General features: G+C 72.6%; 16 protein-coding genes. 12 read left to right on the top strand and 4 right to left on the bottom strand.

Annotated elements, in window-relative coordinates; all coding sequences use genetic code 11:
- Positions 1 to 69 precede the first annotated feature (69 nt).
- Positions 70 to 579, bottom strand: coding sequence for a flavin reductase family protein (locus tag ACSMXO_RS16205; protein WP_346256660.1), 510 nt, complete (start codon positions 577 to 579; stop codon positions 70 to 72).
- 622 nt (positions 580 to 1,201) lie between these two features.
- On the opposite strand from ACSMXO_RS16205, the gene ACSMXO_RS16200 reads away from it, so the two are divergent.
- The 5 genes from ACSMXO_RS16200 to ACSMXO_RS16180 all read left to right on the top strand — a co-directional run bounded on the left by ACSMXO_RS16200 (position 1,202) and on the right by ACSMXO_RS16180 (position 4,898).
- The gene (locus ACSMXO_RS16200; protein WP_455418363.1) at positions 1,202 to 1,345 is read left to right on the top strand and encodes a hypothetical protein; all 144 of its coding nucleotides are present in this window, start codon (positions 1,202 to 1,204) and stop codon (positions 1,343 to 1,345) included.
- A complete protein-coding gene (locus ACSMXO_RS16195) occupies positions 1,342 to 1,932 on the top strand; it encodes a TetR/AcrR family transcriptional regulator (protein ID WP_455418362.1) in 591 nt (196 codons plus the stop codon). The genes ACSMXO_RS16200 and ACSMXO_RS16195 overlap by 4 nt, the downstream gene beginning before the upstream one ends.
- Before the next feature lie 25 nt (positions 1,933 to 1,957).
- Positions 1,958 to 3,085 carry an alpha/beta fold hydrolase gene (locus tag ACSMXO_RS16190; protein WP_455418361.1) on the top strand — a complete coding sequence of 376 codons (1,128 nt, stop codon included), beginning with the start codon at positions 1,958 to 1,960 and terminating at the stop codon, positions 3,083 to 3,085.
- 77 nt (positions 3,086 to 3,162) lie between these two features.
- A complete protein-coding gene (locus ACSMXO_RS16185; protein WP_455418360.1) occupies positions 3,163 to 4,281 on the top strand; it encodes a hypothetical protein in 1,119 nt (372 codons plus the stop codon).
- A 47-nt stretch (positions 4,282 to 4,328) separates the two neighbouring features.
- Positions 4,329 to 4,898: a S1 RNA-binding domain-containing protein gene (locus tag ACSMXO_RS16180; RefSeq protein ID WP_455418359.1), complete on the top strand. Its 570-nt coding sequence runs from the start codon at positions 4,329 to 4,331 to the stop codon at positions 4,896 to 4,898.
- A gap of 10 nt (positions 4,899 to 4,908) precedes the next feature.
- Here the strand turns inward: ACSMXO_RS16180 and msrB are convergent, their stop codons facing one another.
- Entirely contained in the window at positions 4,909 to 5,370 is a 462-nt protein-coding gene (gene msrB / locus ACSMXO_RS16175; RefSeq protein ID WP_455418358.1) for a peptide-methionine (R)-S-oxide reductase MsrB, read from the bottom strand.
- Positions 5,371 to 5,638: 268 nt separating this feature from the next.
- Here msrB and ACSMXO_RS16170 point away from each other — a divergent pair, with 268 nt between their 5' ends.
- Together ACSMXO_RS16170 and ACSMXO_RS16165 are read left to right on the top strand one after the other, a co-directional pair.
- Positions 5,639 to 6,139 carry a PhoD-like phosphatase N-terminal domain-containing protein gene (locus ACSMXO_RS16170; RefSeq protein ID WP_455418357.1) on the top strand — a complete coding sequence of 167 codons (501 nt, stop codon included), beginning with the start codon at positions 5,639 to 5,641 and terminating at the stop codon, positions 6,137 to 6,139.
- Positions 6,109 to 6,297 (top strand): hypothetical protein, encoded by a 189-nt coding sequence (locus ACSMXO_RS16165; protein ID WP_455418356.1) that lies wholly within the window; start codon positions 6,109 to 6,111, stop codon positions 6,295 to 6,297. Before ACSMXO_RS16170 ends, ACSMXO_RS16165 begins: the two co-directional genes overlap by 31 nt.
- Before the next feature lie 12 nt (positions 6,298 to 6,309).
- On the opposite strand, the gene ACSMXO_RS16160 is transcribed toward ACSMXO_RS16165, so the two are convergent.
- Complete coding sequence (locus ACSMXO_RS16160) at positions 6,310 to 9,198, bottom strand: AfsR/SARP family transcriptional regulator (RefSeq protein WP_455418355.1); 2,889 nt, start codon at positions 9,196 to 9,198, stop codon at positions 6,310 to 6,312.
- 233 nt (positions 9,199 to 9,431) lie between these two features.
- Here ACSMXO_RS16160 and ACSMXO_RS16155 point away from each other — a divergent pair, with 233 nt between their 5' ends.
- From ACSMXO_RS16155 to ACSMXO_RS16140, 4 genes are all read left to right on the top strand, one after another.
- Positions 9,432 to 9,821, top strand: a complete 390-nt coding sequence (locus ACSMXO_RS16155; protein WP_346256651.1) for a GntR family transcriptional regulator — start codon at positions 9,432 to 9,434, stop codon at positions 9,819 to 9,821.
- Entirely contained in the window at positions 9,818 to 10,723 is a 906-nt protein-coding gene (locus tag ACSMXO_RS16150) for an ABC transporter ATP-binding protein (protein WP_346256650.1), read from the top strand. The genes ACSMXO_RS16155 and ACSMXO_RS16150 overlap by 4 nt, the downstream gene beginning before the upstream one ends.
- On the top strand, positions 10,720 to 11,703 hold the full coding sequence (locus ACSMXO_RS16145) for a hypothetical protein (protein ID WP_346256649.1): 984 nt from the start codon (positions 10,720 to 10,722) through the stop codon (positions 11,701 to 11,703). The genes ACSMXO_RS16150 and ACSMXO_RS16145 overlap by 4 nt, the downstream gene beginning before the upstream one ends.
- Positions 11,704 to 11,886: 183 nt before the next feature.
- Complete coding sequence (locus ACSMXO_RS16140; RefSeq protein ID WP_455418354.1) at positions 11,887 to 12,543, top strand: TMEM175 family protein; 657 nt, start codon at positions 11,887 to 11,889, stop codon at positions 12,541 to 12,543.
- Positions 12,544 to 12,624: 81 nt separating this feature from the next.
- Here the strand turns inward: ACSMXO_RS16140 and ACSMXO_RS16135 are convergent, their stop codons facing one another.
- The gene (locus ACSMXO_RS16135) at positions 12,625 to 13,011 is read right to left on the bottom strand and encodes a VOC family protein (protein WP_346256647.1); all 387 of its coding nucleotides are present in this window, start codon (positions 13,009 to 13,011) and stop codon (positions 12,625 to 12,627) included.
- Positions 13,012 to 13,323: 312 nt separating this feature from the next.
- On the opposite strand from ACSMXO_RS16135, the gene ACSMXO_RS16130 reads away from it, so the two are divergent.
- The gene (locus ACSMXO_RS16130; protein ID WP_455418353.1) at positions 13,324 to 13,833 is read left to right on the top strand and encodes a hypothetical protein; all 510 of its coding nucleotides are present in this window, start codon (positions 13,324 to 13,326) and stop codon (positions 13,831 to 13,833) included.
- Positions 13,834 to 13,896: the final 63 nt, after the last annotated feature.

The raw sequence follows: 13,896 nt of genomic DNA, 5'->3' as shown, positions 1-13,896 counted from the left end.
GCGCGCACGCACCGCGTCCGACGCTGCGGTCCGACGGACCGCAAGGGGAGGTTGAAAAAGGTTCAGTGTTCAGGCGGCGAGCGAGGCGTACCGACCCATGTGGTAGAGCAGCGGCGCCTCGCCGTCCTCGGTGTGTTCACCGGCGAGCGGCTCGGCCAGCACGATCGCGTGGTCACCGGCGACGACGCGTTCGACGACCCGGCACACCAGCCAGGCCACCGGCCCGTCCAGCAGTGGCACCCCGTACGGGCCGGGTCGCCACCCGGGGTGCTGGGCGAACCGGTCGATGCCGCTGGTCGCGAACGTACGGGCCACCTCGTGCTGCCCCTGCGCAAGCAGGTGTACGGCGACGTGCCCGGTGCGGGCCACGGTCGGCCAACTCGACGACGTCCGGGCCAGGCAGAAGGAGACCAGCGGCGGGTGCAGCGAGACCGAGGTGAACGAGGTCGCGGTGAAGCCGACCGGCGGTTCCCCGGCAGCGGTCACCACGGTCACCGAAGCGGCCTGCCGGCGCAGCAGCGCCCGGAACCGCGGCGCGTCGATCGGGGTGTCGAGCGAGGTGACATCGGTGACGGTCATGACGTCTCTCCTAACCGGCCGGAAGCTGCCGCCGTTCGACGGCAGGTGGGCAGCGACCATCGCCGGCGCGGCCCGTCACGGAGGAGGGAGCGCCGGTCTCGGTGGAATGGATCAGGAAGGCGAGGTCGCCCGCACGACGGTGTGCGGCGGGATGACGTGTGGCGGGTTCAGCGGGCGGCGAGCGCCCGCCCCCGCGGGGCGAAGGTCGCGGCGTGGCCGAGCGCGAACCGACGCGGCCGGCGGAGGGCCGGGACGGTCGAGGTCAGCGGGGACAGCCTGCGCTGGCGTGACGCGCCAGATCGATGTGCAGGCGGCTGATGAGGAGGAGTACGTATCGCCGCTGCATGTGATCCATCCTGCGGGGCCGCTCGGACCCGGTCAACGCCGTTCCAGACTATGAGAAGTAGCCGGTACGGAGCCGCCTACGAGGCACACGGCGGGCACAACACATCGGCTGTCGTCGTTCATCTTCCCACGTAACAGCAGCTAAATGGCAAGTTCACATCCGCGATGCCGGCAGTGACGGAGCCTCGACAACAACCCACTAAGTCGATGGGGTTTCAGATATATGAGGTCGGTGGACGACGGCGGTCCGGCCGACCGGAGAGGCCGACGACAGTTGGTGACCTCCGACTTCTCCACCGTCGGAGTGGCCGCCCACTACGACAGCGACCTCCTCGCCGAACTCCCCGGCGCGGTGCCGGTGCACCGTACCGGCGCGCACCCTTGGCAGGATGCGAACGACCGTGCTATCAATGCCGGGTGAGCAAGGGTGCGGCCACCCGGCAGGCGGTGCTGGCGGAGGCGACCGAGGTCGCCAGCCGGCTCGGTCTCGGCGGCCTCACGATCGGCTCACTCGCCGCCCGGCTGGACATGTCCAAGAGCGGCCTGTTCGCGCACTTCCGCTCCAAGGAGACGCTGCACCTCCAGGTGCTCGGCTACGCCAAGGACGCCTTCACCGCCGAGGTGGTACGCCCGGCACTGCGCGCCCCCCGGGGCGAGGCCCGGATGCGAGCCCTCTTCGAGAACTGGGTGGAGAGCGTCAACGTCGCCGCCGCCTGCCTCTTCGTCTCGGCCTCCACCGAGTTCGACGACCAGCCCGGCCCGGTCCGGGACCAACTGGTCGCCGACCACAAGGACCTCTCCGACGTCATCGCGCAGATCTTCCGCACCGGGATCGCCGAGGGCCAGTTCGACGAGGCCGCCGATCCCGAGCGGTTCGCCCACGACCTGCACAGCGTCATGCTCGGCGCCTTCCACGCGCGCCGCCTGTTGAACGATCCGCGCACCGAGACCTGGACCCGGCAGGCCTTCGAGGCCCTGCTGGACGCGGCACGACCGAAGTCCGACTGAGCGCACCACAACCCGAGGAGCCGTCATGACCAGTCCACACGTCCGGCGCAAAAAAAGCACGATCGTTCGTTCCATTCGGCGCGCCGCCACGACCGGCGGGTTGCGAGTCGTCTTCCGTACCCTCGAACACCTGGCGCCGGCGGCCGGCGGCCGGCTCGCGTTGCGACTCTGGTGCACCCTGCCCCGCCGGCGCACCGCCGCACCCACCGTGCCGGCCGGGCCGGGCGGCGCCACGACCTTCACCGGCCCGTACGACGGCGCCCCGTTCACCGTCGAGGTCAACGGCGGTACGGTCACCGGCCGGGCCTGGGGCAGCGGCCCCTTCGTCTACCTGGCGCACGGCTGGGGCGGCTCCGCCAGCCAACTGCACGGTTTCGTCCCCACGCTGGTGGCGGCCGGCTACCGGGTGGTCGCCTGGGACGCGCTCAGTCACGGCCGGTCCGGACCGGGCGTGCTCGGCCCGCACCGCGCCACGCTCAGCGAGTTCGCCGACGCGCTGACGGCGGTCGTCCGGGCCCACGGCCCGGCGCACGCCGTGATCGCCCACTCGCTCGGCGCCAGCGCGACCGGGCTCGCCGTCCTCGACGGGCTGCCGGTGCGCCGGCTGGTGATGATCGCCCCGATGGCCGACCCCCTCCCCTACATCCAGGCGTTCCGGCGGACCCTCGGCATCGGCCCGGTGGTCGGTGACCGGCTCATCGCGGCGATGGAGTCGCTGGTCGGCCGGCCGATCACCGACTACGACCTGGGAACACGAGCCGACCGGGCCGGCGAGCTGCCGCCGCTGCTGGTCGTGCAGGACCGCAGCGACCGGGAGGTGTACCCGGCCGACGGCGCCACCATGGCCACCGCCTGGCCGGGCCGGCTGCACCGCACCGACGGGCTCGGGCACGGACGCATCCTGGCCGACCCCGAGGTCGTACGCCGGGCGGTCGACTTCGTCCGCGAGACCGGGACCGGGCCGCACCCCCGGCCCCGCCGTGGCACCGCCATCACCACGGCCCCCGGTGGGGCCCGGAACGACGCAACAGTCACCGGCTCTGCCGGCGGGCGAGGGCTGCGCGGCACCGGCGAGGTGCGTCCGGCATCGCAGGAAGACCCGCTTCCGGTACCACCGGAGAGGGCGGCTCCGGTACCGCAGGAGGCGACATGACCGGCGACGGTACCGCGATGGGCTGACCCCGCCGGGTACCCGGCTCGAAACGTGAAACCCCGTGCCACACTTGCCGGATGCGGCGCCTGGTGACCCTCGTGGCGGCGGCGGTGCTGGTCCTTCCGGTCGGTGGCGCGGCCGGCCGGCCCGCCGCTGCCGGGCAACCACCCGGGCAGGTGGCGGCCGGCATCCGCGCCGCCGCCGGCACCCCGGTCTGCACCGTCGACGACAAGCGGCTACCCGAGGTCTCCGGGCTGGCCGCCACCGAGGACGGCTACGTGGTGGTCAACGACAGCTCCGATGTGGACAACCGGCGGCGGATTTTCTTCCTCGACCGGGACTGCGCGGTCACCCGCTCCGTCCGCTATCCGTCCCCACCCCGGGACACCGAGGACCTGGCCCGGGCCCCGGACGGCACCATCTGGATCGGCGACATCGGCGACAACGACCGGGTACGCGAGACCGTCGCGCTCTGGAAACTGGCCCCGGGTGCCCAGTCGCCGGTGCTGCATCGGGTCAGCTATCCGGACGGCGCACACGACGCCGAGGCGCTGCTGCTCTCCGGCGACGGCACCCCGATCATCGTCACCAAGGACTCCGGTACGCCCGGTCTCTACACCCCGGCCCGGGCGCTACGGGCCGGGCAGACCACCCCGCTGCGCAAGGCCGGCCAGTTCACCCTGCCGAGGAGCAGCACCAGCAATCCGTTCTCGATCTTCGGGCGGCAACTCGTCACCGGCGGCGCGGTCGCCCCAGACGGCCGCCGGGTGGTCCTGCGCACCTACGCCGACGCCCTGGAGTTCGACGTCACCGACGGCGACGTGGTCCGCGCCGTCACCGAGGGGACGCCCCGGGTCGTACCGCTGCCCGACGAGCCACAGGGTGAGACGGTCACGTACGCCCCGGACGGGACGGCACTGCTGACGCTCTCGGAGAAGGCGGACGGCGAGTCCGCCGCCGACCCGGTGCTGCTGCGCTATCCGAGCGCGGATCGGGAGCCGAAGCCCTCCCCCTCGCCCAGCACCCACGCCACTCCCGACAACAGGCCATTCGATCGGGACCGGGCAGCGGAATCGAGCCAGGACGTCACCGGCGCCTTCGTCGGTGCGGTGGCGGTGACGCTGCTGGTCCTGGTGGCGGTCGGCGGATTCGCCATCTGGCGGGCCCGCCGCCGGCCGTCCCGCCAAGGTCGATAGTGCTGCCGCGAACAGGTTCGCGGGATCGGCGTGACAGGCTGGACAGTATGGACGGACCGGCTGAGTACCCCGAACTCTGGTCGTTCCTGGAATCACTGCACCGCGGCGAACTCCTGTCCGGCACCGTCGCGGCGATCGAGCGGTTCGGCGTGTTCGTGGCGCTGGACGACGGCCCCGACCACCCCGTCTTCCCCGGCGTCGGGTTCATCTCGTTCGCCGAGTTGTCCTGGCGGCCCTTCCGGTCAGCCTCCGAAGTCGTGCAGGTCGGACAGCGCGTCTCGGGTGAGTTCCTCCAGTTCGACACATGGAATCTGGAGGCCAGACTGTCCTTGCGGGCGACGCAACCGGACCCCTTCCAGATATTCGCCGACGGCACTGTGCTGGGCCGGAAACTGCATGGACGGGTCACCAAGCTGGTCCCGATCGGCGCCTTCGTCGAGGTCGCCGACGGAATCGAGGGACTGGTTCCCATCCCGGAACTCGCGTGGACGCCCGTGGAAGCCCCGTCGGATGTCGTCCAGGTCGGCGACGAGGTCACGGTCGTCGTCATCGAAGTCGACCGAGCGCGACGCAGGCTCGCCCTCTCCCGACGACAGGCTCAGCCGACGACCCGCTGACCACGGCAGGTCAGCTTCCGTCCGCGCCGTCGAAGAGTCGGCGGTACTCGCCGTAGCCCTCGCGTTCGAGGTCGGCCAGCGGGACGAAGCGCAGCGCGGCGGAGTTCATGCAGTACCGCATCCCGCCCCGCTCCCGTGGGCCGTCGTCGAAGAGGTGGCCGAGGTGGCTGTCCCCGTGCGCCGACCGCACCTCGGTACGGACCATCCCGAGACTCGTGTCGTCGATCGCCACCACGTTCGCCGGTTCGATCGGCGCGGTGAAGCTCGGCCACCCGGTACCGCTGTCGTACTTGTCGATCGAGGCGAACAGCGGCTCGCCGGAGACGACGTCGACGTAGATGCCGGGCTCCTTGGTGTCCCAGTAGGCGTTCCGGAACGGCGGTTCCGTCCCGCTCTCCTGGGTGACGTGGTACTGCTGCTGGGACAGCCGGGAAACGGCCTCCGGGTCCTTGCGGTACTCCTTCGACGCCACGGGTCCTCCTTGCCCGGATCCTGCCCGCCACGGGTGCGCCGGGCACTGTGCCACCGCCGGAGGGCGCTGGTCGCGCGGGCGGCAGAGCCGCAGTTCCCTACCCGGCCGCCGGCACCGGAAACCCCCGCGCCCCCGCCGTGCGGGTCCGGCCGCCGGGGCAGCCGTTCGCGTGCGGTTGAGGCGCTGGTCACCGAAGCCGGGTGGTCAGGCAACATCCGGTCGGTAGACCTCGGTCCGATCGGAGTTTCCACCCAGATTCGGAGGACCGATGACCGCACTTGATCGGCGTACCCTGCTCCGCGCCGGCCTGACCACCGGAGCCGGACTCGCCAGCGGCGCGCTGCTCGGCGGCGCCGCCGCGACCGCCGCCCCCGACCTGGCGGCGCGGTCCGGCGCGCCCGGCTGGCGGCCCGGCGGACGCCCGGTGCTGACCCACGGGGTGCAGAGCGGCGACGCGACCGCGCACTCCGCCGTGGTGTGGACCCGGGCGGACCGGGCCGGACGGCTGCACCTTGAGGTCGGCCGCCGTCCCGACCTGCGCGGGGCCCGCCGGGTCCGCGGCGCGTTCGGGCCGAACACCCTGGACGGCACGTTCGGGCCCCGGGCGGTCTTCGTGCACGCCCCGCCCCGGGCGAACACCTCACCGGCCGAGGGATTCCAGCACTTCGGCGAGGCGGCGATCGACGGCCCGACCGGGGCGCTGACCGTACACCTGCGGGACCAGGACGGCCGTGCACTATGGACGACGACGCTGCCGGCGCCGCGCTGACCGGAGGAGTAGCGGGACCGGCCGGAGGGCCGGGTCGGTCGATTGTCGGCCCGGCCCTCCGGCCTCTCGTGCTGCGGGTGCCGGACCAGCTCATCGCCGAGATCACCACGTTCGACGCGCACCTGTTCGCGGCGTTCGGGCTGCCGGCCAGCTTCTGACCCGACCCTCCCTCACCACCGGCGGGACGCGGAGCCGTCGGCGCCGACCCCGGTCCCGACCACCTGGCCCGGGTGGTCGAGCGCGGCGAGCTTGGTACGCACCTTCCCCGCCTCGACGTGGTCGACCTCGCCAAGCACCTCCAACGCCTCCCGCCAGACGTCCCCGGCGGCGCGCAGGTCTCCGAAGGCGTGATGGGTGTCGCCGACGTGCGACAGCGTGATGCCCTCCAGGTGGCGGTCGCCGAGCGCCCGGTAGAGCCGCAGCGCGTGGTCGTAGCAGCGCAGCGACCGCGACCGGTGGCCGAGATGGTGGTGCGCCCGCCCCAGACTCTCCCAGGTGTTGGCCTGGCCGTTGCGGTCGTCGAGTTCCTGGAGCTGGACGAGGGCCTGCTCGCAGTAGGCCAGCGCCGAGACGTGGTCCTCCAGCAGGGTGTGGTACCAGCCGACCGCGTTGCGCGCCCGCGCCTCCCCGTGCCGGTTACCGGCGGCCTGGAACAGCCCGAGCGCCCGCCGGGCGTGGTCGAGCGCCTCGGGGAGCTGGCCCCGCCGCTCCCACATCAGCGACAGGTTCAGGTGCGTGTGGCCCTGCCCTACCCGGTCACCGGAGCGGCCGTACAGCTCCAGGGCGTTGCGGAGCTGGGCGTCCGCGTCGTCGAGACGGGCCAGCCGGGTGTAGGCGCGGGCGAGGAACCGGTGCGCGACCGCCTGGGCTGCCGGTTCGGCCAGCCGGCGGGCGGCGGCCACCGCGGCGCGCTGGGTACCGACCAGGTCGTACCAGTGGCTGCTTCGGTCCAGGTAGGTGCCCAGCGCCCAGCCGAGCTGCCACGTCTGCATGTCGCGTCCGGTGCTGGCGGCGTGTTCGAGGAGGGCCAGCAGCACGACGCGTTCGGCGGCGAACCAGTCCAGCGCCCGCTGGTGGTCGGCGGGACGCTCCGGGGTGACTCCGGGGCGCGACCGGCCGAGCGGAAGAGGGCTCGGCTCGGTCCGCAGCAGCCCGTCGGCGGCGTCCGCGCTGTACACGTAGTGGTCGAGCAGCCGGTCGACGGCGGCCCACCGCCGCCGCTCCGAGTCGAACCGCTCGGCAACTTCTGCCGCGTACGCCCGCAGCAGGTCGTGCGGGGCGTACCGGCCGGCCGACCGCTGCCCGACCAGGTTCGCGCGGGTCAGCTCGGCCAGCGTCTCCCGGGTCTCGGCCGGCGGCCGGCCGGCGAGACTGGCCGCGGCGGCGGCCGAGAGGTCCGGCCCGGGATGCAGCCCGAGCAGCCGGAACAGTCGCGCCGCGGCGGGACTGAGCGACCGGTACGACCAGGAGAAGACCGCCCGCAGGTCGGTGGTCGGGTCGCCGGTGCTCAACGCATCGAGCCGGTCGGCGCCCCGGCGTAGCTGGCCGGCCAGGTCGGTCAGGGAGAGGTCCCGGCTGGTGGCGAGCCGGGCGGCCACGATCGCCAGCGCCAGCGGCAGCCCGGCACACCGGGCCAGGATGTCGGCCACCGCCTGCGGCTCGTCGCCGGCCCGGTGCCCGCCGATCCGCCGCAGCAGCAGTTCCCGGGCCTCCCGGGCCGGCAGCGGGTCCACCGGCACCGGCCCGGCACCCTCGATCGCCACCAGGTCCGCCAGCCGGGTCCGGCTGGTGATCACGACCAGGCAGCCGGGGCCGCCGGGCAGCAGCGGGCGAAGCTGGGCGGCGTCCCGGGCATTGTCCAGCAGTACCAGCATCCGCCGGTGGAACATCTGGCTTCGGTAGAGCGCGGCCTGCGCGTCGAGGTCGGTCGGGATCCGCTCGGCGGGCACTCCGAGCGCGTCGAGGAACTGCCTTACCGCCTCGGCCGGGTCCACCGCCGGGCCGGCCGGGTCGAAGCCGCGCAGGTTGACGTAGAGCTGGCCGTCGGGAAACCGGTGCGCCACCTGGTGCGCCCAGTGCACCGCCAGGCTGGTCTTGCCGACGCCGGCCGTGCCGGAGACCACGGCGATCACGGTCGCCGCCGGTCCGGGCGGCCGGGTCGCCCGGTCCAGCAGCCCGTCGAGCCGGGACAGCTCGGCCGTCCGGCCGGTGAACTCCGCCAGGTCCGCCGGAAGCTGCGCCGGCTTGGGCGCGCCCCGGGCCGCCCCGACGGTCACGGTCTCCGGTCCGGTCGGGCGGGCGGTCGGCTCCTCGTCGTGCAGCAACGCGGTGTGTGCGGCCGCCAGCGCCGGCCCGGGGGCCACGCCGAGGTCGTCGGCGAGCCGCCGGCGCACCTCGTGGTACACGGCGAACGCCTGCCCCCGCCGCCCGGCCGCGTGGTACGCCCGGATCAGCCGGGCGTGCGCCGCCTCGTCCAGCGGCGCGGCCACCGCCGCCTCCGCCAGGATCGGCAACCCCTCGGCGGCCCGACCGGCGGCGATCATCACCTCGCCGTACCGGCCGAGTGCCGCCTGCCGCTCGCCGGCGAGCGCGACCACCTTCGGGTGGCTCGCCAGGGTGGGGATGTCGGCCAGCGGTGGACCGTGCCACAGCGCCAGTGCCTCGCCGAGCAGTTCCGCCGCCGCGTCGAGCTGCCCGCGCCGCTGCGCGGTCGCGGCCGCGTCGATCCGATGCCGGAACCGCCCGACGTCCAGCCCGGCGTCGGGCAGGTGCAGCGCGTAGCCGTCGCCGACCAGCCGCAACACGGTGCCCTGGTCCCGGGGGCGCCGCTCCGGCTCCAGCAGCCGGCGCAGGTGCTTGACGTGGGTCTGGATGACGTTCGCTGCGCTGGTCGGCGGCTCCCGGTCGTACCAGAGCCCGCTCATGAGTTCGCCGCGCAGCAGCGGCTTGCCGCCGGCCAGCGCCAGCAGGCCCAGCACCACCCGGCGGGCGGCGGGCCCCAGGTCGAGCGGTTCGCCGTCGCGCCAGGCCCGCACCGGACCGAGCAGCTGAATCCGCACGAGCGCCCCCCGCCGTCCGTCCACCGCCGCCGCGCGCAGGACGATCCGGGTGCGGCGGCCAACTGCCGTAGAACTTAGATCAGCGTCGGTTGATGTGCCTATCGGACCAACGGCGGTTTCCGGACGTACGCCCGACCACCGGCCCGGCGCCGCGCCGACCCGGTCGACCGTCCTTGACAACCGTCAGTGCTGTACCTCTATAGTGCTAGGAGACTAGATAAATAGAGGTAGCAGTGATCGACTTCCACCTGGACACCCGCTCGGGCCTCGCTCCGTATCTCCAGCTGGTCCAGCAGGTCCAGCAGGCGCTGCGGCTCGGCCTGCTCTCCGCCGGTGACCAGCTCCCGACGGTCAAGGAGGTCGTGGCGCGGTTGGCGATCAACCCGAACACGGTCCTGAAGGCCTACCGGGAGCTGGAGCACCAGGGTCTGGTCTCACCCCGCCCGGGGGTGGGGACGTTCGTGACCCGGACGCTGACCGACGACTCCCTCGCCGCGCACGAATCGCTCCGCGCGGAGCTGGTCGCGTGGCTGTCCAGGGCGCAGCGCGCGGGCCTGGACGCGGACAGCATCGAAGCCCTCTTCATGACCACATTCCGGAAGGCAACAGAGGTGACCCCATGACCCCGGTCCTGCGGACCGACGCACTCGGCAAGCGCTACGGCCGGCGCCAGGCACTCACGGACGTGACCCTGAGCATCCCCGCCGGGCGGGTGGTCGGCCTGGTCGGCCCCAACGGCGCCGGCAAGTCCACACTGCTCAACCTCGCCTCGGGCATGATCGCGCCGACGGCCGGCACCATCCAGGTGCTCGGCTCCCGGCCCGCCGCGAACGCGGCGCAACTGGCCAAGGTCGGTTTCGTCGCCCAGGACACCCCCGTCTACCCGGGCCTGACCGTCGGTGACCACCTGCGGCTGGGCGCCCGGCTGAACCCGGGCTGGGACGACCGGCTGGCACAGCAGCGGGTCAGCCAGGTCGGCCTCGACCCGACGCAGAAGGCCGGGCGGCTCTCCGGCGGCCAGCGCGCCCAACTCGCCCTGACGCTCGCCGCCGCCAAACGGCCGCAATTGATGATCTTCGACGAGCCGGTGGCCGCCCTCGACCCGCTCGCCCGGCGGGCGTTCCTGCAGAGCCTGATGGAGTTCGTCGCCGAACTGGAGGTCAGCGTCCTGCTCTCCTCACACCTGCTCGGTGACCTGGAACGGGTCTGCGACCACCTGGTCGTGCTGGCTGCCTCCCGGGTCCAGCTCGTCGGCGACGTGGAGGAGTTGCTCGCCACCCACTACCGGCTGGTCGCGGCGCGCGGCGACCTCGATCCGCCACCCCCGGGGGTCGAGGTCGTCCAGGCGACCCACACCGCCCGGCAGACCACGCTGATCGTCCGCGACGCCACCGGTACACTGCCCGACCGCCTGCCCGCCGCGGAGCACCTCGACCTGGAGGAGATGGTCCTCGCCTACCTGGGCCGGGCCACCGAACCCGCCGGCACCCCCAACACCGTGCAGCCCCTGGAGGTCTCCCGATGATCTGGCTGACCTGGCGTCAGTTCCGCGGCCAGGCTGTGGTCGCTGTCGCGGTACTGGCCGCGCTCGCGACCTACCTGGTCGTGCTCGGGTTGCGCATCCGCAACGCCTACGAGGCGAACGTCGACTGCGCCGGGTGCAACGCCGAGACGGCCAAGGACCTCTTCGAGAACGCCTACTTCACGCCCCTGCTGCTGACCGGCTTTCTGGTCGTGCTGATCCCCGGCATCCTCGGGGCATTCTGGGGTGCGCCGCTGCTCGCCCGGGAGTTCGAGACCGGCACCCACCGGCTGGTGTGGAACCAGAGCGTCACCCGCACCCGCTGGCTGGCCGTCAAACTCGGTCTCGTCACCCTGGCCGGAGTGGTCGTCACCGGCGTGCTGAGCCTGTTGCTGACCTGGGCGGCCAGCCCGTACGACAAGCTGTTCGAGGGCCGGTTCGACCCCCTGTACTTCCCCACCCGCAACATCGCCCCGCTCGGCTACGCCGCGTTCGCGGTCGTCGCCGGGATCACCGTCGGGTTGCTGATCCGCCGGACCCTCCCCGCGATGGCCATCCTGCTCGCCGGGTTCGTCCTGCTGCAGATCCTGATGCCCACCCTGGTCCGCCCGCACCTGCAACCGGCCGTCACCGAGACGGTCGCCTGGACCGCCGCCGGCGCCAGGGGCCTGAGCCTCAACCCGTCGGGCGCTGTCCGGACCGAGGGGTACGCCGTACCGGGCGCCTGGGTGCTGACCGGCAACCCGCAGCTGTTCGACGCCTCCGGCAAGCCGGCGAGCCAGGAGCAGTTCGAGAACTGCCCGCACACCTCGCCGGAGGTGCACATGGCGTGCGTCGAGTCGAAGAACTTCCACATGGTCCTGTCGTACCAACCCGCCGACCGGTACTGGACCTTCCAGTGGCTGGAGCTGGGAATGTACCTGGCGCTCGCCGCGCTGTTGGCCGGATTCGCCTTCTGGCGGATCCCGCGCGGTCTCAACTGACGCGCCTCGGGGTCGGCGGCCGGTCCCGCCCGGACCGGCCGCCGGGCAGGGCACCCGAAGTCCATCTCCGCCGGTTCATCCCGAGCCGGCCCGGGATGCCGGGACGGACGAGGTGCTGCGGCGGCGATTACCGATACCGCTCCTGGGTAGCCGATCGCCGTGGGTGGGCCAACCGACGACATCGTGGCACGGACGGACACCGTCCGTGCCGAGGGCTTCAGCGATGCCGTCCTCGCGATCGTCATCACCCTGCTGGTGCTGGATCTGCGGGTGCCGGAGGTCGAGCCGGGCCAACTGCTGTCCGGGCTGCTGGACCAGTGGCCCAGCTATGCGGCGTACGTGGCGTCGTACCTGTACATCGCCGTCGTCTGGTTGAACCACAAGGCCACGTTCAGCCGGATCCGGCAGGCTGACCGGGGACTGCACTGGATGAACCTGCTCGTCCTGTTCAGCACCGCACTGCTGCCGTTTCCGACCGCCGTGCTCTCCCGGGCGCTACAGGAACACGACGTCGCCGACCAGCGCGTCGCCACCGCCCTCTACGCGCTGGTCGGCGCGCTGCTCTGCGCGAGCTGGCTGGCGTTCTTCCACTACCTGGCCAGGCACCGGGACCTACTGGTCGACGGGGTCGACGAGCGGTTCTTCCCCAGCGAACGACTTCGGGCGCTGATCGGGGTGCTGCTGTACGCCGTGGGCGGTCTCCTCGGTGTTCTGGTCACACCGCTGGCCGGGCTAGTGATCTTCATCATCCTGCCTCCGTTCTACGGCGTCACCAGTGCCGGCCTGTACAGCTCGCGTCTCGTCCCCGCCGGCCGCAGCCGAGGCGGAACCGGAAGCTGACCGTCGATCCGACGGGCGAGCCGCCGAGGACGCGGTGGCCCGCCGGCACCTGTCGGCGGGCCACGGCCGGGCGGCTCGGGTCTACTGGCTGGGTCCGTTCCAGTCGACCAACTGGACGATGACGCCGTTGGGGTCGCGCACCTGGAAGGCCCGCTCGCCCCACTCCTCGACGGTGAGCGGCATGGTGATGGTCACACCCTCGGCCTGGAGGCGGGCGAGTTCGCCCTCCAGGTCGTCGACGACGAAGGCCAGGATCAGGCCACGCGCGTGGTCGTCGCGCTGGTCGGCCGGCAGCGACGGCAGGCCCTGGCGCAGGAAGATGACGTTCATCCCGGCGTCGTCCCTGGTCAGCGACGCGAAGCCGTCGGCGGCCATCGCCTCGCGGAACCCGAAGTGCGTGACGAGGAAACTGCTGGAGGCGGCGACGTCCGCCACGTTCAGCGAGACGGCGGAGGAGGTGATTTTCACGAGCGGCTCCCGGGCAGTCGAACTAACTCCTTACATTGTACACCGTACGGAGTACGGATATTCCCGCGAGGCCGGGCGCGGGCGACGACGGACCGCCCGCCCGCACCGGCCCTTGGCAGGCAGCGCGGGCGGTGGTGGTGCCGGTTGCGACGGGAGGGGATGAAGCGGGACGGTCAGGAGATGTAGGTACCGGGACACACCCTGGCCCCCACCGGGCGGTTCGCACACCTGTCGGGTAATTTCTGTTGCTGGCCGTCGCCCGCCGAGGAGCTGGCGTCAGGCGGCCCCGCCCGGACAGGAGATATCGCAGGCATGGGTAAGCGGACGGTTCACGTCTCCGACTTGAGTGGCAAGGTGGTCCAGTCCGCCGACGAGGTGGTCCGGATCGTGGTGCTGGACCACCCCGACCTGGTCGCCGGGCCGGTGCAGTTGGAAGCCGAGCCGACCGAGGTCGAGAGCATCGACGACGCGGCGCTCGACGTCGCGGTGGTGGAGATCCACGACGGTCAGCCGGGTGACGCTCCCCGCCGGGTCGTGCTCACCGCCAGCGAGTTCGACGCGCTCGCCACCGACGTGCCAATGGCCCAACTGCTGCGGACCGCCGAACGGGTACGCCCGGCCAAGGCGAGCCGGGAACGGGTCGACTACGCCACCCTGGAGCACGCCGGCAAGCCGCACCGGGGCCGGGTCACCGAGGAGGAGGCGCGGTTGGTGCGGGACCACCTCGACGAGGTCAACAAGCGACTCGCCGACGAGGGGATCCGGCAGATCGACCCCGCCGACCCCGAGCACGCCGCCCGGTACGGCTTCCCGACCGCCTGACCGACCGCCGGGCGGTCCGGCCGCCCCGACCCGGCCACGGGTGACCGGGTCCGGGTCGGAGTC

The sequence above is a fragment of the Plantactinospora sp. DSM 117369 genome (assembly GCF_053764795.1).
This window is presented reverse-complemented; position numbering and strand designations above follow the sequence as displayed.